This window comes from Gordonia crocea (genome assembly GCF_009932435.1).
Lineage (GTDB): Bacteria > Actinomycetota > Actinomycetes > Mycobacteriales > Mycobacteriaceae > Gordonia > Gordonia crocea.
Genome location: NZ_BJOU01000001.1, coordinates 1,373,216 through 1,390,960, shown reverse-complemented (window position 1 = coordinate 1,390,960; position 17,745 = coordinate 1,373,216). Strand labels below are relative to the sequence as shown.

Sequence of the window (17,745 nt, the reverse complement as noted above, 5' to 3'; positions counted from 1 at the left end):
CCGGTTAATCGATCGACGCCCGGCACCGGCGTCCGTATCGTGGTCGATCGCCGCCGACCGGCGGCACCGCCACGAACACAGGAAGAACCATGAACACCGCATTCCCCGTACCCCTGACCGGCGCCACCGCGTCGACGCTGCTGTGGGCCGACGAGACCTCCATCGAGGCCGCCGCGCTCGACCAGCTGCGCCGGGTGTCGCGTCTGCCGTGGGTGCACGGGGTCCGCGTCATGCCCGACGTCCACGTCGGCAAGGGCGCCACCGTCGGATCGGTCATCGCCATGCGCGAAGCAGTCTGTCCGGCCGCCGTCGGAGTCGACATCGGTTGCGGCATGGCCGCGGTGAAGACCGACGTGACCGCTGCCGACCTGCCCGACGACCTGTCCGGCATGCGCAGTGCGATCGAGGCGAAGGTGCCCGTCGGACGCCACGGCCACGACTCCCCGGTCAACCCGGACCGCCTGCAGGCGGGCGGCGGCTGGGAGTCGTTCTGGCGTCGCTTCGGCGATCTGCACCGCGGGGTGCGCCAGCTCGACGGCCGTGCGCAGAAGCAGATGGGTTCACTCGGCGGCGGCAACCACTTCATCGAGATCTGCCTCGACGACGACGGCGCCGTGTGGATCATGCTGCATTCCGGCTCGCGCAACATCGGCAAGACGCTGGCCGACCGCCACATGTCGGTGGCGGCGAAATTGCCGCACAACGCCGATCTGCCCGACCCCGATCTCGCCGTGTTCGTCGCCGGGACACCGGAGATGGACGCCTACCGGCGCGACCTCGAGTGGGCCCAGGAGTACGCGGCGCGCAACCGCCGCGTGATGCTCGCCCTGGTGTCCGCCGCGTTCCGGGGGAGCTTCGGGGGCCGCCAGGTGCGGTTCGACGAGCCGATCAGCTGCCACCACAACTACGTGGCGACCGAGCAGATCGGCGGCGTCGAGCTGCTGGTCACCCGTAAGGGCGCGATCCGCGCGGGTGACGGCGACCTCGGCCTGATCCCCGGATCGATGGGCACCGGTTCCTACGTCGTGCGCGGCCTGGGATCGGAGCAGTCCTTCTACTCCGCGTCGCACGGTGCGGGGCGTCGGATGAGCCGGTCCAAGGCGCGTCGGACGTTCACCGCCGACGACCTGGTGGCACAGACCGCCGGCGTCGAGTCCCGCAAGGACCTCGGCGTGGTCGACGAGATCCCGGCGGCCTACAAGGACATCGACTCGGTGATCGCGGCGCAGACCGACCTCGTCGAGGTGGTCGCTCATCTGCGCCAGGTGGTCTGCGTCAAGGGCTAGCCGACTGCCAGGCCAGAAGGACACCCAGGATGAAGGCGATGACGGGGTAGGTCACCCACATGGAGAACCGGCCGGTGAAGCAGGCGGCCAACCAGCCCCGCTGGTCGCGGTCGTCGTCGCTCATCGGCCGGCCATCGTGCCGCCGACGAACAACCCCGCGATGAAGGCGACCAGGCTCGGCAAACTGATGAGGAGATTCCACAGCCTCCAGCTGAGTTCGTACCACAGGCCTTGGACGGTCCGCTCCGCCCACGACGACCAGGTCCACGGCACCGCATGGCGGGGCTGGTACCGAATACCGCTGCGCCGCTTCTCATCGGGGTCCACACCGCGAACCTAGCAGCCTCGCGGCTAACACCAGTCGCGCGACCGGGTGCCGATCCGCAGGTCCAGCTTCTGCATCCGGTCCGCGACCACGGTGACGGCGCCCTCGGCGTTCTGCACCTTGCCGCGGATCACCAGAGCCGTTGCGGTGTGGGCCAACTCGCGGTACTTGCGCCACAGGCCCACCGAGCAGACGACGTTGACCATCCCGGTCTCGTCTTCGAGGTTGATGAAGGTGACGCCCGACGCGGTGGCCGGCCGCTGTCGGTGCGTCACCGCCCCGGCGACCAGCACGCGCGCCCCGTCGTCGACGGCGAGCAGTTGGTCGGCCGGCACCACCCCGAGTGCCTGCAACCGCGGGCGCAGGTACTGCGTCGGGTAGCTCGTCGGGGTGATGCCGGTCGCCCAGGCGTCGGCGGCGGCCAACTCCACCGTCGACAACCCGGGGAGTTCCGGGGCCGGGGATCCCGCGCGCAGCGGCAGGTGGTCGCGTCGGCGCCGCGACGCCTCCCCCGCCGCCCACAGTGCCTGCCGTCGACTCATCCCGAACGAGTCCAGCGCACCCGCGGTCGCCAGCGCCTCCCACTGCGCCTGGGTCAGTTCGACGCGCCCGGCCGCATCGTCGAAGTCGGCGAACGGTCCGTGCGCCGACCGTTCGGCGACGATCCGCTGCGCCGCCTCGTCGCCGATGCTGCGCACCCCGGCCAGTCCCAGCCGCACCTGTGTCCCGGACGCCTCCAGGGTGGCGTCCGGCAAGGACGCGTTCAGATCGGGCCGGTGAACCTCGACGCCGTGGCGCCGGGCGTCGGCCACCAGCGACTGCGGCGAGTAAAACCCCATCGGCTGCGCGCGCAGCAGGGCCGCACAGAAGGCGGCCGGGTGGTGCAGCTTGAACCAGGCCGAATAGAACACCAACGACGCAAAGCTCTGCGAATGGCTTTCCGGAAAGCCGAAATTGGCGAAGGCGGCCATCTTCTCGTAGATCCGTTCCGCCGCTTCGCCGGTGATCCCGTGCAACCGTTCCATCCCGTCGAAGAAGCGCTGCCGCAGCGCGGCCATCTTCTCCGGGGACCGCTTGGAGCCCATCGCCCGGCGCAGCTGGTCGGCCTCGGCCGCGCTGAACCCGGCGACGTCGACGGCCATCTGCATGAGCTGCTCCTGGAACAGCGGTACGCCCAGCGTCCGGGCCAGGGAGCGCTCCAGCGCCGGATGGTCGTAGCGCACCGGCTCCAGACCGTTGCGCCGTCGGATGTACGGGTGCACCGAGCCACCCTGGATCGGCCCCGGACGGATCAGGGCGACCTCGACGACCAGGTCGAAGAAGGTGCGCGGCTTCAACCGCGGCAGCGTCGCCATCTGGGCGCGCGACTCCACCTGGAACACCCCGACCGAGTCGGCGCGGCACAGCATGTCGTAGACCGCGGCCTCGGTCAGGTCGATACGCGCCAAGTCGACGGTGATCCCCTTGTGCTCGGCTACGAGGTCGATCGCGTAGTGCAGCGCCGAGAGCATCCCGAGGCCGAGCAGGTCGAACTTCACCAACCCGATGGCCGCACAGTCGTCCTTGTCCCACTGCAGCACGCTGCGGCCCGGCATCCGCGCCCACTCGGTGGGACAGACGTCGGCGATCGGCCGATCGCAGATCACCATTCCGCCGGAGTGGATGCCCAGGTGCCGGGGCAGGCCGCCGATCTGGGCGGCGAGGTCCACCACGTCGTCGGGGGCCTCGTCGGGCATCCGGCTCCACGCGTCCTGCTGGCCGGTGGCATATCCCAGGGCGCGCGCGGTGTCGCGCACCGCCGACCGCCGCCGGTAGGTGATGACGTTGGCGACCTGGGCGCTGTAGTCCCGCCCGTATCGGGCGTAGACGTATTGGATCGCCTCCTCGCGTCGGTCGGATTCGATATCGACGTCGATGTCGGGCGGGCCGTCGCGCTCCGGGGACAGGAACCGCTCGAAGAGCAACTGGTTGGCCACCGGGTCCACCGAGGTGATCCCGAGCGCGAAGCAGACCGCGGAGTTCGCGGCGCTGCCGCGGCCCTGGCACAGGATGTCGTTGCGCCGGCAGAACTCGACGATGTCGTGGACCACCAGGAAATAGCCCGGGAAGTCGAGTTGGGCGATGATCGCCAGTTCGTGCTCGATCTGCCGGTAGGCCTGCGGGTGCTGCGACGGGCTTCCGTAGCGCCGCGCCGCGCCGGCCATGGTCAGTTCCCGCAGCCAACTGATCTCGGTGTGCCCGGCCCCGACGTCGAACGGCGGCAGCGCCGGCGCGATGAGCCCCAGCTCGAAGGCGCAGTCGGCCGCCAGGTTCACCGCGTTGTCGAGCGCCTCGGGGTGCGCCCGCACCAGCCGGGCCATCTCGTCGCCGCTGCGCAGATGGGCGCCGCCGACGCCGGGCATCCAACCGTCGATCGTCTCGATGTCGGTCCGGGCCCGGATCGCGGCCAGGGCTATCGCCAGCCGCCGCCGGTCCGGTCCGGCGAAGTGTGCGCCGGTCGCCGCGACGACGGGTACCCCGGCACCGGCGGCGATGTCGGTCAAGAGCGCGTTGCGCTCATCGTCGTCGGGCTGGGCGGTGGAGGTGAGTTCGACGGCGACGTTGTCATGGCCGAAACGGTCGATCAGCTCCGCGAGCGCGCGGCGGGCGGCTTCGGGGCCACCGCGGTCGAGCGCGCGGCGCAGCGCCCCTTTGCGGCAGCCGGTGAGGATCAGCCACTGTCCGGCACACTCGGACAACTCGTCGAGGTCGTAGCTCAGCAGTCCCTTCTCCCCGCCGCGCATGTGCGCCGCGGCCATCACCCGCGACAGGCGCCGGTACCCCTCCGGTCCGCGGGCGAGGACCAGCAGGTGTTCCCCCGGCGGATCGGCGACGCCGGTCCGGGTCGGGGTGAACCCGGTGTCGTACCCCAGGGAGAGCTCGGCGCCGAACACCGTCGGGAGCCCGAACTCGCGCGCCGCCTCGGCGAAGCGCACCACCCCGTAGAAACCGTTGTGATCGGTGAGCGCGAGCGCCTTCAGGTCCAGCCGGACGGCCTCCTCAACCATCTCCTCGGGAGTCGACGCCCCGTCGAGGAAGCTGAACGCACTGTGGGCGTGGAGTTCGGCGAACGGGACCGCCGAACGGACCGGGCGCACCGTCTCGTCGGCGAGGTAGGACTCCCGTTTGCGCGACCATGCCGGCGAGTCGCCACCGTCGGGCACCCCCTCGTCGTCGATGTGCTGATCGTCGATGTGCTGATCGGGGATCTGCCGGCCGTACGGCGGGGGAAAAGTCTCCCCGGGCCGCCCATCCGATGGGCGCGGGCGCCCGGAGAGCACCCGCTCCATCTCCGCCCAACTCGGCGGTCCGTTATGCCATCCCACCGCCCGAGTATATCGAACATACGTTCGTCTCGCGCGGTTCCGCCTATCCGGCTACGCGCCCATCACCTCGGGGCGCGGCGAGACGGTGAACAGGCTGCCCGGCGTCACCAGGTAGCGCCATTCGACACCGTCGCAGCGAACCTCGACGCGGTAGTGCCCGGGCACGGTGCCGCGCGTCTTCGCCGCGGCCCGACCCGGCTGAAGCTCGGCGCGCAACGAGAGGTAGTCCGAACGGACGGCCTGTCCGACCGCGGGGTCGGTCAGCATGGCCGCGCAGGTGATCGGATTCTCGCGGTCGAGGTTGACGATGCGCAGGGTCACCGTCTCGTCTCCGTTGTCGATCGCATCCACGCGGACCCAGGAGGTGCCCAACGTCAACGCATTGGCCACCGGGCCGCCCATCGCCATCGGTATGGCGGCCGCTGCCGCCCCCACTGCGATGATGCCCATCGTCCTCACCGCCCCTCACCGGCCGGGGGCTGGGGGTTGATCCGCGTCCAATCACGCCGACGCGGAAGGCGCTTGCGGTGGTTCATCATCGTGCCTTCGTCGTTGCTGCAGGCTGTCGGGATACCGTCTGCAGATATCAGGATCGCCGCCGCCGACCGCCGGGACACGAGTAGCGGACTACCCGATCCCCCGTGCCGACGAGGCGCCACCCGGCCGGCACTACTCGTAGACCCCCTCCACCCGCCATTGGCCGTCCGCGTCGAAACGCAGGAGCAAGGCGCGGTCGTCGTCGAGCAGCACTTGGGCGCGGGCGATGACCGCATCACCGGACAGGCCACACGGCCACGGCCCGGCCCACCACTGCACCGCCCAATTGCGCGCCTGCGCCGCCACCGACACCGGTTCCCTGGTGAACGCTCCGCGCGCGGTCACCCCGACCGGCCGGCCGGCGACATCGCACACCCCGATCGGGGCGTCCACCAGCACGGCCGGGGTGGGCTCGGGCAGCCGCGACGGCCACGGCGCGGCGACCGGGCGCGCCGGCACCACCGCCTCCCCGGCCGGGACCAGGGTGATCTGCTCGGCCGGCCCCCGGCCGCCGCTGCGGACCGGGACCATCACCGCGTCGGCACCGAGCAGCCCCTGGACCCGCACCAGCGCCCGGCGGATCCGGTCGGCACGCGGGCCGTCGGGCGGCAGCCCCCGATCCCCGTCGGCCCCGGCCGGCAGTTCGTACTGCACCCCGGCCCCGGCGGAGACCTCCACCGGCTCCAGGACCAACTCGACGATCGGAGAGTCGGGCCCCTCCCCGGGCCCCACCGCCCCTTCGGTCAACCACCCCTCCAGTTGCCAGCGGACGCGATCGGCGGTCGCCTCCGGGGTCAACGGGAGTGCGCAACACCACGTCCGCGAGTTCTCTTGTCCGCGTTCGGTTCTCGCGTGCACCGCCAACCTGGTGCAGGACACGGCCGCCGCGGTGAGGCGTTCGTGCAGCCGGGCCGCGAGACGCCTGGCCAGAAAGGCCGCGGCATCGATCCGCTCGACCGGCGGGTCACAGGGGTGGACGACGACGAGTTCTGGCGGAGCAGGTGCCGCCGACGGGATACGACCGGGCCTCCCCGACGCCTGCCGATGCGCGACAACGGCATCGGCATCAAATCGAGAGCCCACGTCGGCGGCGGGCAGGGCGGCGAATGCGCCAATCGTGCGCAGCCCCAGCCGCCACAGCAGGTCCACCAAATCGCCCCGGGACTCCCCGCCCAGGCTCGGCTCGACGGCCAGTTCCCGGATCGACAGCCCGGCCAGGAACTCCACGTCGCCCCCCACCGGGACCAGCCGCTCCCGGCGGGCGGCCAGTACCGCGGTGAACATCTCGTCGGCGATGCCGATCTGCACCTCGACTCCGACGTCGGCAACCGCCTCCACCACCGCGGCCGCAAGGTTCTCCTCCGATCCGAAGTACCGCAGCCCAGATGCCGGGGCCGCCACCAAGCCGGGACGCAGGACCTCGGCGGCGGGCAGGATCGCCGCCACCGCCGTGACCACGGGTGCGAACAGCCGGCCGTCCCGATCGGGGTCGGCGGGGACGATGACCAGCTCCGGACAGGTCGACTGGGCCTGCCGCTTGCGCATGCCCCGCCGGACACCGGTGCGCCGCGCCGGCAATGAGCAGGCGACGACCCGGTTGGCCGCCAGGACGGCAATCGGTGTGGCGGGCGGCAGGTCCCGCTCGGCGGCGGCGGCCACGGCCGGCCAGTCCGGGGCCCACAGGGCGAGCGTGCGACGGGACATCAGAGCGTCCCTGCCCCGGCCCGGCTCCCCCGCCCGGCGGCGAGGACGGCACTGCGCGGCGGGCGGCTGCGGGAGCGCAGCGACACCGCGAGGTCCCACCCGTCGATCCGGCCGTAGCCGCACCGCCGGGCATCCGACGGACCCGCCGACGACGTGCGGTACCCACTCACCCGGGCGGCCAGATGGGCGGCGGCCCCCGGCCACTGCCCGCCGACGACGAGCAGCACCGCCGAGTTCCGGCGCGCCCGCGCGGCGAGGACCTTGGCGCGCGACGGCGGGACCGCCATCCCGCGCAGTTCCAGCACCACCAGATCCATCCCGTCGAGCAGGACGGTCGCGATCTGCAGCGGGTCTGCCCCCGGGTCGGAGACCAGCGCGATCCGGTCCAGATCCGCCCCCATCTCCGCGGCGGCGAGCATGCTGAGCCGCGGGAGGCCGACTACCGCGACCTGGGCACCCGCACCGCTACTCGCCGCGATCATCGACAACAGCAACGAGCCGGCCCCCGAGGCCGACACCACGCTGCCGCGCACCAGCCCGCCGTGGGGGAACAACCCGATCAGCGCCTCGGGTACCGCCAGGGTCCTCGACGTCGCACCGTCTTCCCCCGGTCCGACGTCGGGATCTACCCGGGGGGCCGCCCCGCCCGCCGTCGTCGAGACCCGTTCCATCGCCTGGCGCAACTGCGCGATCGTCGGGTCAATAGCCGCTTCACCCATGTCTTCTCCGACCGTTTCACCATGTCCGCCGGACTTGTTTCACCAGGCCGGCAGACCCGTTGTGAAGCCGGTCGGGAAGTTACCGGGCCTCGTCGAACATTCATTCGATATAAGGACTGTAGACCCAAGGTCGGACAACGCGCAACAGCAACCTTTTACCCAGGTCAGAGAGCTACGGCGCATTAAAACAGGGTGGGTTCGCCCAGTGCCGCACCCACCGGTGCCGACGCCCGCGCCATCGTCGGCTCGGCCGGCAGATCGGGCCCCGATTGCCCCACCAAACCGTGGTGAGCGACCAGCGGCCGCAGCCGCTGCGCCAGCTTTGCCGAATACTCCCCCGACACGTAGGCGCCCCGCCCGTACAGCGCCCGGTAGCGCTTGAGGAGTGCCGGATGTTCCTCGGCCACCCACTGCAGGAACCAGCCCCGCGTCGACGACCGCAGATGCATGGGGATCGCCGACACGCTCACCGCGCCGGCGTCGGCGATGTCGCCCAGCAACGCGTCGAGCTGCGCGGTGGAGTCGGTGAGAAACGGGATCACCGGGGCCACCATCACATGCGGGGCGAATCCCGCCTCGGCGAGGGCGCGGATCAACTCCAACCGCGCCCGCGGCGACGGGGCACCCGGGTCCAACTGTTTGGCCAGTTCCTCGTCGCCCATCGCCAGCGACACCGACAGGGACACATCCACCACGTCGGCAGCCTGGCGCAGCAGCGGCAGGTCGCGCTGCAGCAACGTGCCCTTGGTGAGGATCGAGAACGGGGTGCCCGACGACGCGAGCGCCCCGATCACCGGCGGCATCAACCGGTAACGCCCCTCGGCACGCTGGTACGGGTCGGTGTTGGTGCCCAACGCGACGACCTCGCGCCGCCAGGACCGTCGTCGCAACTCCTTGCGCAGCACGGCCGCGGCATTGAGTTTCACGATGATCTGCCGGTTGAAATCCTCGCCGGCGTCAAAGTCGAGATACTCGTGCGTCGGCCGCGCGAAACAGTACCGGCAGGCATGGGTGCATCCGCGAAAGGTGTTGACGCTGAACCGGAACGGCATGCCCGACGACACCGGGACCGGGTTGAGCAGCGATCGGCACAACACCTCGTGGAAGGTCACCCCGGCGAACTCCGGAGTGGTGACCGTGCGCACCAGGTCGGACCGACCCAATCCCGGCAAGCCGCCGTCGTCGGCCTCGACCGCTTGATCCGCCCACCGCATGGTCCAATGCGAACACATGTTCTAAGCCGTGTCAATCCGACCCGCCGCCGATCGGCCTACGCCGACCCCATGGCGGTTCCGTTCTCCAGCCGTGTCGGCGATCCGGTCTGGCGAGACCAGGCGGTGCAGTGGTCGGCCCGGCAGTTGGGCCGAGACATCGACGAGGTCGTCCAACCGCGGATCCGCCCTTGGTCGACGCACCTGCGGTTGAGCACCGGCACGGATCGGTGGTGGTTCAAGGCGAACTGCACGTCGCAGGCCTTCGAACCGGCCCTGCGCGCAGCGCTGCACGAACTCCTCCCCGACCGTTTCGACGAGCCCGTCGCCGTCGACCCCGAACGCGGCTGGCGCCTGACCGCCGATCGCGGGCCGACGTGGGGCGAGCAGACCGGGCCCGTCCCCGCCGGGTGGGCCGAGTTGATCGGCATGGCCGCGTCGATCCAACGCCGCCTCGTCGACCACGGCCCCAGGGTGACAGGCCTCGGCGTGCCCGACTGCTCGCCGCCCACCGTCGTGGCACGGTACGACCGCCTCACCGCCCTGTTGGCCGGACTGCACGACGACCACCCCGCGCATCTGCCGCCCGAATTGCACGACCGCCTGCGTGCCGCGCGCCCGACGGTGGCCGCCGCAGCAGACACGCTGGCCGCCTCGCCGCTGCCGGCCACGTGGCAGCACGGTGACCTCCATCCGCGCAACGTCTTCCACATCGGCGGGATGCCCACGCTTTTCGACCTGGGTGACTCCCAATGGGCGCATCCCGTGGAGATCCTCTGCGTGCCCCACGACTGGATCGGCCACCACGCCGGCGACATCGCCTGGGAACCCCTCTTCGAGGCCTATGCCGACGCGTGGGGGCAGCCGGTATCGGTCCTCGCCCGGGAGTGGGTCGCGGCCCGGCTCACCTGGGCGGTGAACCGGGCAATGACCTGGTGGGACTGTCTCGCGGAAGCCGACGACGACGAATGGCGCCGGTGGGGCGACGCACCGCTGACGCTGTTGGCACGGGTGGCACGGCCATGACCACCCCGCACGCCGCCCGCGGTTGACGGCCACTTCAAATCACCTCGGCCACAAGGGTCGACCCCGTCGCACCGCCACGCTTGACTGGGCGCACCGACCACGACCAAAGGATTTCCACCATGAGCCGGCAGCTCCACCTCGGAGGCTTCCTCATCGCCTCGCCCGTCACCCACTCGCACGCCGCGTGGCGCCACCCGGGTTCGGAGACCGACTACTTCGGCCCCGAGCACTACCACCGTGTCGGACGCATCCTCGAACGCGGCACCTTCGACTTCGCGTTCTTCGCCGACTTGTTGGCCGCCCCGGTTCGCTTCGGCGGCGACCAGAGCGAGCCGTTCCGTCGGGGCACGCAGGCCGCGGCCACCATCGACCCCAGCCTGGTCGCCGCGAGCATCGGTGCCGCGACGTCGCGCCTGGGCATCGCCGTCACCAAGTCGACGACCTACTTCCACCCCTACGAGCTGGCCCGCGTGTTCGGCTCGCTCGACCATCTGACCCGCGGCCGGATCGCCTGGAACATCGTGACCTCGCTCTCCCAGGCCGAAGCGCAGAACTTCGGCTTCGACAACCACCTCGACCACGACGAGCGCTACGCCCGCGCCGAGGAGTTCGTCTCGACCGCGGTGAAGCTCTGGTCGAGCTGGGACGTCGACGCGGTCCGGGCCGACAAGGAGTCCGGCGTGTGGGCCGACCCGGACAAGATCCACGCCGTCGACCACGTCGGCACGCACTACCGGACCCGCGGACCGCTCAACCAGCCCCGATCGCCGCAGCACCGGCCGGTGCTGATCCAGGCGGGCTCCTCCGACGTCGGCAAGAACTTCGCCGCACGCTGGGCCGAGGCCATCTTCGAAATCGACCCGACCCCGGAGGGGCGCCGCGCCTACTACGACGACGTCAAGTCCCGGGCCTCGAACTTCGGCCGCAATCCCGACCATGTGAAGATCTTCCCGTCGTTCATCCCGTTCATCGGCGAGACCGAATCGATCGCCCGCGAGAAGCAGGCCTTCCACAACGAGCTGGCCGACCCCATCTCCGGCCTGATCACCCTGTCGGTGCACACCGACCACGACTTCTCCCAGTACGACCTCGACGCGCCGGTCGAGGACATCACGGTGAGCGGGACGCAGGGCTTGTTCGACGTGGCCCGGCGGCTCTCCCAGCGCGACAGCCTCACGCTGCGCGACATCGGCAAGCTCTACGCCCAGGGCGTGCTGCTGCCGCAGTTCGTCGGCACCGCCGCCGATGTCGCCGACCAGATCGAGGAGTCGTTCCGCGGCGGTGAGGCCGACGGTTTCATCGTCTCCAGCGCCCAGTCGCCCGGCACGTTCAACGAGTTCGTCGACTACGTCGTGCCCGAGTTGCGCCGACGCGGGTTGTTCCGCACCGAGTACCAGGGGTCGACGCTGCGCGAGCACCTGGGCCTGGGCGACCCGCACGACGACCTGCCCGCCGACATCCGCGGTGAGACGCTGCGCGTGAGCGCGTAGCCGGCAGTCCGACCGGGGGTGTCGATCCGGCCTGGGGCCTGGCGCAGGATCGACACCCCCTTCGGGTCTCCCTATTGACAGTTTTCGGTGACCCGAAGTTACAATATTGAAGTGACGAAACTCCTGGTGGCGACGATGGCCGTCGCACTCGCTCTGACGGGCTGCTCGACGGCCTCGCGCGACGATGCGGCCCACGGAAAGCCGCTGGTCGTCACCACCTTCACGGTGCTCGCCGACATTGCCGCCAACGTGGCCGGCGACCGCCTGGCCGTCGAGTCGATCACCAAGTCCGGGGCCGAGATCCACGGATACGAACCGACGCCGGGCGACGTCCGGCGCGCGGCCGGGGCCGCCCTCGTCGTCAAGAACGGCCTCGGCCTGGACGCCTGGTTCGACCGGTTCACCGACGACTTGCACGCCCCGCACGTCGTCGCCTCCGACGGGATCACCCCCATTCCCATCGCCTCCGACGCCTATGCGGGCAAGCCCAATCCGCACGCCTGGATGAGCCCGCTCAACGTCGTGGTCTATGCCGACAACCTGGCCGCCGCCTTCACCCGCATCGACCCCGCCGGCGCGGCCGTCTTCCGCGCCAACGCCGAGGCCTACAAGCAGCGGCTGCGCGCCGTCGCCCACGACCTCGTCGACTCGCTGCACGCCCTGCCGGCCAACGAACGGGCCCTGGTCACCTGCGAGGGCGCCTTCTCCTACCTCACCCGCGACGCGGGTCTGGCCGAGCGCTACATCTGGCCGGTCAACGCCGAACAACAGGCGGTGCCCCGCCAGGTCGCCGCCACCATCGACTTCGTCCGCACCGAGCGGGTGCCCGCCGTCTTCTGCGAGTCGACCGTGTCGGACAAGGCGATGCGACGGGTCGCCGCCGCCTCGGGTGCCCGCTTCGGCGGCATCCTCTACGTCGACTCGCTGTCGCGCGCCGACGGGCCGGTGCCCACCTATCTCGATCTGATCCGGCACGACTCGCGCACCATCGTCGCCGGCCTCACCGGAAAGGCCGTCCAATGACCAGCGCCCTGCACGTCGACGATGTCACCGTCCGCTACGGCGACGTCCTCGCCCTGGATCGGGTCGGCTTCGACGTCGCGCCCGGTTCGGTCTGCGCGTTGATCGGGATGAACGGTTCGGGCAAGTCCACCCTGTTCAAGACGATCATCGGGATGATCACCCCGCGCTCGGGTGTGGTGACGATCAACGGCACGACGCCGGCCCTCGCGCGGCGGTCCGGCCTGGTCAGCTACGTCCCGCAGGCCGAACAGATCGACTGGGCCTTTCCCCTGTCGGTGCGCGAAGTCGTGATGACCGGGCGGTACGGCCGCCTCGGATTCACCAAACGCCCGCGCCGCGAGGACCGCATCGCCGTCGACGAGGCGTTGGACCGCGTCGAACTGGCCGACTTGCACGACCGGCAGATCGGCAACCTCTCCGGCGGTCAACGCAAACGCGCCTTCGTGGCCCGGGCGATCGCGCAGAACGCCTCGATCCTGCTGCTCGACGAACCGTTCGCTGGCGTCGACAAGCGCTCCGAGGCGGCGATCACCGCCCTGTTGCGCGAGGAAGCGTCCCGCGGCGCGACGGCACTCATCTCCACCCACGACCTGCACTCGGTGCCCCGCCTCGCCGACCAGGCGGTCCTGTTGCAGCGCCGCGTCCTCGCCGAGGGGGATCCCGCCGAGGTCGTCACCCCCGACAACCTCGTCCGGGCGTTCGGCCTGGACCCGCTCGACCTGCAGATCGGGGTCGGCCGGTGAACGCGGTGTTCGATTTCCTGGCCGAGCCCTTCCGGTTCGGATTCATGACCAACGCGCTGGCCGCGACGATGATCGCCTCGGTGGTGTGCGCGCTGCTCTCCTGCTGGCTGGTGCTCATCGGCTGGTCCCTGATGGGCGACGCTGTCTCCCACGCGGTGCTGCCCGGGGTGGTCCTCGCCTACATCGTCGGCGCACCGTTCGCCCTCGGCGCGGTGGTGTTCGGCTTCCTCGCCGTGGCCCTGATCGGCGCCGTGCGGGACCGGGGGCGGATCAAGGAGGACGCGGCCATCGGCGTCGTCTTCACCACGCTCTTCGCCCTCGGTCTGGTACTCATCTCGGTGACCCCCAGCCAAACCGACCTGAACCACATCATTTTCGGCAACCTGTTGGGCGTCTCCACCTCCGACCTCGTCCAGATCGCCGTGCTGGGCGCGGTCGTCGCCGCGGTTCTGATCCTCAAGCGGCGCGACTTCACCCTGTACGCCTTCGATCCGATGCACGCCTTCGCCCTCGGCGCCAATCCCCGACTCATCGGCGCCACGCTGCTGGGCCTGCTGGCCCTGACCGCGGTGACCGCGCTGCAGGTCGTCGGGATCGTGCTCGTGGTCGCCATGCTCATCATCCCGGGCGCCACCGCCTACCTGCTCACCGACCGTTTCCGCCGAATGCTGGTGATCGCGCCCGTGCTGGCCGCCGCCTGCGGCGTCGTCGGGCTGTACGTCTCCTTCTACGCCGACACCTCGCTGGGCGGGATGGTCGTACTGACCCAGGGCGTGCTGTTCTTCCTCGTCTACCTGTTCGCACCCGCGCGCGGGGTGATCCCGGCCTGGCAGCGGTCCCGACGAGAATCCGACGAGCGCGCGCAAGAGCCCACGCCCGACGGACCTATACTCGCCAAGTGACCTCCAGCACAAGGATTCCCGCCCCCGACCTGCTTCTCGCGGGCCGCTATCGGCTGCGGTCCCGTATCGGCGAGGGCGGCATGGGATCGGTCTGGCTCGCCCGGGACCAGCGGTTGAACCGCGACGTCGCCGTCAAGCGCGTCGTCGCCCTCGACGGGGTGTCGGCGGAGGGGGCCGAACGGATCCGTGAGAAGGCCCTGCACGAGGGCCGGGTCGCGGTGAAGCTGGCCCACCGCAACGCGGTCGCCGTCCACGACGTCGCCCTCGATGCCGGGACTCCGTGGCTGGTCATGGAATACATGCCGTCGCGCAGCGTGGCGGAGATCCTGCACACGGTGGGGGCCCTCAGCGACGTCGACGCCGCACAGATCGGGGCCCAAGTGGCCGCCGCGATGACGACGGCACACGAGGCCGGGATCATCCACCGCGACATCAAGCCCGGCAACATCCTCGTCGCCGGCACCGAACCCGACGCCGGCACCGTCAAACTCACCGACTTCGGTATCGCCCACTTCAAAGGCGACGACGTCGACGAGGGGACCGACGTCATCACCGGCACCCCCGCGTACTTCGCGCCCGAAGTCGCGCGCGGCGGCGTACCCGCCGAGCCCTCCGACGTCTACTCGCTGGGATCGACCATCTACACGATGGTGGAAGGGCAGCCGCCGTTCGGCGCCGACGAGGACACCGCCGCACTCCTCGACCGCGTCGCGCGGGCCCAGATCCGGCCACCGAGCCGGGCCGGCGCCCTCCACCAGGTCTTGCTGGCGATGCTCACGCCCAGCCCGTCCAAGCGGCCGAGCATGGCCGAGGTCCGCGATTGGCTGGCCGCCATCGCCGCCGCCGCCACCCGGTCGACGCCCGACCGGATCCTGACCGGTCGCCTGCGACGGCCCGACGGGGCCATCCCGCTGTGGGCGCTGACCACCCCGCAGGCGCCGCGCATGAGCACCGGGTCCTACTCGCGCTCCCGCGTCACGACGCCGCTGCCGTCACAGACCTTCGCCGCCCCGCGACCGCTCGTGGCCCCGGTCCCGCCCGCCCCGGGCACACCGTCGGGCTGGCGCAAGCACCGGTCGCTGGTCATCTCCGGCGTGATCGTGCTGGGCCTCATCGCCATCTTGGCGCTGATCGTCGCGCTCTGAGACGGTCCTGCCTCAGCCGCGCAGGGGGCGCAACGCCTCGTCGAGTTGGACCATCTCGTCGAGCTGCGCGGCCAACACCGCATCCTGCTGTTCGTTGCCGATGAAGCGCCCCTCGGCGTCGAGCTGCTTCTGCGGGAAGTTGATCTCCACGTTGCCGCGGGTCATCACCAATCCGACTGCGCCCACCACCGGCCGCAGCGCGGCCTGCGCACGCGTGCCACCCGAGTTGCCACCCCAGTTCACGAAGCCGACCGGCTTGCGGGTCCACTCCGAGTGCAAGTAATCGATGGCGTTCTTGATGGCCGGCGCGAAGCTGTAGTTGTACTCGGGGAACGCGAACAGGAAGGCGTCGGCCGCCGCGACCCGCGCGCTCCACTGCCGCGTGTGCGGCTTCGTGTAGTCGCCCAGGCGCGGGTGGTTCGGCTCGTCCATCAGCGGCAGCGCCAGTTCCTTGAGATCGACGAAGTCGACGTCGAACCGGCCGTCGGCCTCCACCGCACGCCGGGCCCAGTTCGCGATCGGGAGAGCGATGCGCCCTTCCCGGACACTGCCGACGACGATCATCAAGGTGGGCATGGGCGCTCCTCGTTCTCCTGGTGTGCGGGACTTACCGATGTTCCGGGGGCTTTTGACGGTGTGCGACGCTGCGCGGCGTCGGTCACTCCCATTCGATGGTGCCCGGCGGCTTGCTGGTCACGTCCAGCACCACGCGGTTGACCTCGGGCACCTCGTTGGTGATACGGGTCGAGATGGTCTCCAAGACCTCGTAGGGCACGCGGGTCCAATCGGCGGTCATCGCGTCTTCGCTGGACACCGGGCGCAGCACGATCGGGTGGCCGTAGGTCCGTGAGTCACCCTGCACGCCAACGCTTCTCACATCGGCCAACAGGACAACTGGACACTGCCAGATCTGACCGTCGAGACCCGCCGCGGTCAGCTCCTCGCGCGCGATCAGATCAGCGCGGCGCAGCAGCTCGAGCCGGTCGCGGGTGACCTCGCCGACGATGCGGATCGCCAGGCCGGGACCCGGGAAGGGCTGCCGGTTGACGATCTCCTCGGGTAGCCCGAGCTCACGGCCCACGGCGCGCACCTCGTCCTTGAAGAGCAGGCGCAGCGGCTCGACCAGCGTGAACTCGAGGTCGTCGGGCAAGCCGCCGACGTTGTGGTGGCTCTTGATGTTGGCCGTGCCCGACCCGCCACCGGACTCGACGACGTCGGGGTACAGCGTGCCCTGGACGAGGAAGTCGACCTTCTTGCCCGACGCCGCCTGGTCGCCGACCACCCCGGATGCGGCATCCTCGAATGCCCGGATGAACTCGCGGCCGATGATCTTGCGCTTGGACTCCGGGTCGGAGACGCCCGCCAGGTCGGCGAGGAACTTCTCCTCGGCGTCGACGGTCACCAGCCGGGCGCCGGTGGAGGCGACGAAATCGGTCTTCACCTGCTCGCGCTCCCCCGCGCGCAGCAGGCCGTGGTCGATGAACACACAGGTGAGCCGGTCGCCGATGGCGCGCTGCACCAGTGCCGCGGCCACCGCGGAGTCGACGCCGCCGGACAGCCCGCAGATCGCCAGCCCGTCGTCGCCGACCTGGGCCCGGACATCGGCGATCAGGGCCTCGGCGATATTCGCCGCGGTCCACGTCGGCTCGAGGCCGGCGACGTCATAGAGGAACCGGGTGAGGACCTGCTGGCCGTGCGGGCTGTGCAGGACCTCGGGGTGGTACTGGACGCCGGCCATCTTCGCGTCGACGTTCTCGAACGCGGCCACCGGCGCACCCGGCGTCGAGCCGGTCACGGCGAACCCGTCGGGCGCGACCTGCACCGCGTCGTTGTGGCTCATCCACACCGGCTGCGACTCCCCCAGCCCGTCGTGCAGCACCCCGCCGGCGGTGCTCAACGTGGTGCGGCCGAACTCGCGGCCGCCGGTGTTGGCCACCGTGCCGCCGAGGGCCTGCGCCATCGCCTGGAACCCGTAGCAGATCCCGAACACCGGGATGCCCAGCTCGAGAATCGCCGGGTTGAGCGTCGCCGCACCGTCGGCGTAAACCGAAGCCGGGCCGCCGGAGAGGACGAGGGCGGCCGGGTTCTTGGCGGTGAACTCCTCGATCGGCGCGTCGTGCGCGATCACCTCGGAGTAGATCCGCGCCTCGCGGACCCGGCGCGCGATCAGCTGCGCGTACTGGGCGCCGAAGTCGACGACGAGGACCGGGCGCGGGTGGTCGGTGGAGGTTTCGGTCACCCTGAGAGTCTATCGGGGATGGTCGGCGCC

At 70.7% G+C, this 17,745-nt stretch carries 16 protein-coding genes; 7 read left to right on the top strand and 9 right to left on the bottom strand.

Going from position 1 to position 17,745, the window contains the following annotated elements; genetic code table 11:
• The first annotated feature begins 89 nt into the window (after nt 1-89).
• On the top strand, nt 90-1,286 hold the full coding sequence (locus nbrcactino_RS06595) for an RtcB family protein (RefSeq protein WP_161926634.1): 1,197 nt from the start codon (nt 90-92) through the stop codon (nt 1,284-1,286).
• Here the strand turns inward: nbrcactino_RS06595 and nbrcactino_RS18345 are convergent.
• The 7 genes from nbrcactino_RS18345 to nbrcactino_RS06565 form a co-directional block, all read right to left on the bottom strand.
• Nucleotides 1,276-1,410 carry a hypothetical protein gene (locus nbrcactino_RS18345; RefSeq protein WP_267130397.1) on the bottom strand — a complete coding sequence of 45 codons (135 nt, stop codon included), beginning with the start codon at nt 1,408-1,410 and terminating at the stop codon, nt 1,276-1,278. The genes nbrcactino_RS06595 and nbrcactino_RS18345 overlap by 11 nt on opposite strands.
• Complete coding sequence (locus nbrcactino_RS06590) at nt 1,407-1,613, bottom strand: hypothetical protein (RefSeq protein ID WP_161926633.1); 207 nt, start codon at nt 1,611-1,613, stop codon at nt 1,407-1,409. The genes nbrcactino_RS18345 and nbrcactino_RS06590 overlap by 4 nt, the downstream gene beginning before the upstream one ends.
• A 24-nt stretch (nt 1,614-1,637) precedes the next feature.
• Nucleotides 1,638-4,976 (bottom strand): error-prone DNA polymerase, encoded by a 3,339-nt coding sequence (locus nbrcactino_RS06585; protein ID WP_161926632.1) that lies wholly within the window; start codon nt 4,974-4,976, stop codon nt 1,638-1,640.
• Nucleotides 4,977-5,027: 51 nt separating this feature from the next.
• Complete coding sequence (locus tag nbrcactino_RS06580; RefSeq protein WP_161926631.1) at nt 5,028-5,426, bottom strand: hypothetical protein; 399 nt, start codon at nt 5,424-5,426, stop codon at nt 5,028-5,030.
• Between the two features lie 219 nt (nt 5,427-5,645).
• Nucleotides 5,646-7,217, bottom strand: a complete 1,572-nt coding sequence (locus tag nbrcactino_RS06575) for a DNA polymerase Y family protein (RefSeq protein ID WP_161926630.1) — start codon at nt 7,215-7,217, stop codon at nt 5,646-5,648.
• Nucleotides 7,217-7,936, bottom strand: a complete 720-nt coding sequence (imuA', locus tag nbrcactino_RS06570; RefSeq protein ID WP_161926629.1) for a DnaE2-dependent mutagenesis accessory factor ImuA' — start codon at nt 7,934-7,936, stop codon at nt 7,217-7,219. The genes nbrcactino_RS06575 and imuA' overlap by 1 nt, the downstream gene beginning before the upstream one ends.
• Before the next feature lie 182 nt (nt 7,937-8,118).
• On the bottom strand, nt 8,119-9,150 hold the full coding sequence (locus nbrcactino_RS06565) for an Rv2578c family radical SAM protein (protein WP_161926628.1): 1,032 nt from the start codon (nt 9,148-9,150) through the stop codon (nt 8,119-8,121).
• A gap of 69 nt (nt 9,151-9,219) precedes the next feature.
• Here nbrcactino_RS06565 and nbrcactino_RS06560 point away from each other — a divergent pair, with 69 nt between their 5' ends.
• From nbrcactino_RS06560 to nbrcactino_RS06535, 6 genes are all read left to right on the top strand, one after another.
• Complete coding sequence (locus tag nbrcactino_RS06560) at nt 9,220-10,173, top strand: phosphotransferase (protein WP_161926627.1); 954 nt, start codon at nt 9,220-9,222, stop codon at nt 10,171-10,173.
• Between the two features lie 119 nt (nt 10,174-10,292).
• A complete protein-coding gene (locus tag nbrcactino_RS06555) occupies nt 10,293-11,663 on the top strand; it encodes an LLM class flavin-dependent oxidoreductase (protein WP_161926626.1) in 1,371 nt (456 codons plus the stop codon).
• A gap of 135 nt (nt 11,664-11,798) precedes the next feature.
• Nucleotides 11,799-12,686, top strand: a complete 888-nt coding sequence (locus tag nbrcactino_RS06550; protein ID WP_161927630.1) for a metal ABC transporter substrate-binding protein — start codon at nt 11,799-11,801, stop codon at nt 12,684-12,686.
• On the top strand, nt 12,683-13,429 hold the full coding sequence (locus tag nbrcactino_RS06545; RefSeq protein ID WP_161926625.1) for a metal ABC transporter ATP-binding protein: 747 nt from the start codon (nt 12,683-12,685) through the stop codon (nt 13,427-13,429). The genes nbrcactino_RS06550 and nbrcactino_RS06545 overlap by 4 nt, the downstream gene beginning before the upstream one ends.
• A gap of 44 nt (nt 13,430-13,473) precedes the next feature.
• Entirely contained in the window at nt 13,474-14,331 is an 858-nt protein-coding gene (locus nbrcactino_RS06540; protein WP_186343362.1) for a metal ABC transporter permease, read from the top strand.
• Nucleotides 14,328-15,476: a serine/threonine-protein kinase gene (locus nbrcactino_RS06535; RefSeq protein WP_228460712.1), complete on the top strand. Its 1,149-nt coding sequence runs from the start codon at nt 14,328-14,330 to the stop codon at nt 15,474-15,476. The genes nbrcactino_RS06540 and nbrcactino_RS06535 overlap by 4 nt, the downstream gene beginning before the upstream one ends.
• 12 nt (nt 15,477-15,488) lie before the next feature.
• Here the strand turns inward: nbrcactino_RS06535 and nbrcactino_RS06530 are convergent, their stop codons facing one another.
• Entirely contained in the window at nt 15,489-16,052 is a 564-nt protein-coding gene (locus nbrcactino_RS06530; protein WP_161926623.1) for an NADPH-dependent FMN reductase, read from the bottom strand.
• Between the two features lie 82 nt (nt 16,053-16,134).
• On the bottom strand, nt 16,135-17,715 hold the full coding sequence (guaA, locus tag nbrcactino_RS06525; RefSeq protein ID WP_161926622.1) for a glutamine-hydrolyzing GMP synthase: 1,581 nt from the start codon (nt 17,713-17,715) through the stop codon (nt 16,135-16,137).
• Nucleotides 17,716-17,745 lie beyond the last annotated feature (30 nt).

What these genes read in the sequence shown, in the direction of transcription:
- nbrcactino_RS06595 (WP_161926634.1), top strand. Translation starts at nt 90, where the DNA reads ATGAACACCGCATTCCCCGTACCCCTGACCGGCGCCACCGCGTCGACG.
- nbrcactino_RS18345 (WP_267130397.1), bottom strand. Translation starts at nt 1,410, where the DNA reads ATGAGCGACGACGACCGCGACCAGCGGGGCTGGTTGGCCGCCTGCTTC.
- nbrcactino_RS06580 (WP_161926631.1), bottom strand. Translation starts at nt 5,426, where the DNA reads ATGGGCATCATCGCAGTGGGGGCGGCAGCGGCCGCCATACCGATGGCG.
- nbrcactino_RS06575 (WP_161926630.1), bottom strand. Translation starts at nt 7,217, where the DNA reads ATGTCCCGTCGCACGCTCGCCCTGTGGGCCCCGGACTGGCCGGCCGTG.
- imuA' (WP_161926629.1), bottom strand. Translation starts at nt 7,936, where the DNA reads ATGGGTGAAGCGGCTATTGACCCGACGATCGCGCAGTTGCGCCAGGCG.
- nbrcactino_RS06565 (WP_161926628.1), bottom strand. Translation starts at nt 9,150, where the DNA reads ATGCGGTGGGCGGATCAAGCGGTCGAGGCCGACGACGGCGGCTTGCCG.
- nbrcactino_RS06560 (WP_161926627.1), top strand. Translation starts at nt 9,220, where the DNA reads ATGGCGGTTCCGTTCTCCAGCCGTGTCGGCGATCCGGTCTGGCGAGAC.
- nbrcactino_RS06555 (WP_161926626.1), top strand. Translation starts at nt 10,293, where the DNA reads ATGAGCCGGCAGCTCCACCTCGGAGGCTTCCTCATCGCCTCGCCCGTC.
- nbrcactino_RS06550 (WP_161927630.1), top strand. Translation starts at nt 11,799, where the DNA reads ATGGCCGTCGCACTCGCTCTGACGGGCTGCTCGACGGCCTCGCGCGAC.
- nbrcactino_RS06545 (WP_161926625.1), top strand. Translation starts at nt 12,683, where the DNA reads ATGACCAGCGCCCTGCACGTCGACGATGTCACCGTCCGCTACGGCGAC.
- nbrcactino_RS06540 (WP_186343362.1), top strand. Translation starts at nt 13,474, where the DNA reads ATGACCAACGCGCTGGCCGCGACGATGATCGCCTCGGTGGTGTGCGCG.
- nbrcactino_RS06530 (WP_161926623.1), bottom strand. Translation starts at nt 16,052, where the DNA reads ATGCCCACCTTGATGATCGTCGTCGGCAGTGTCCGGGAAGGGCGCATC.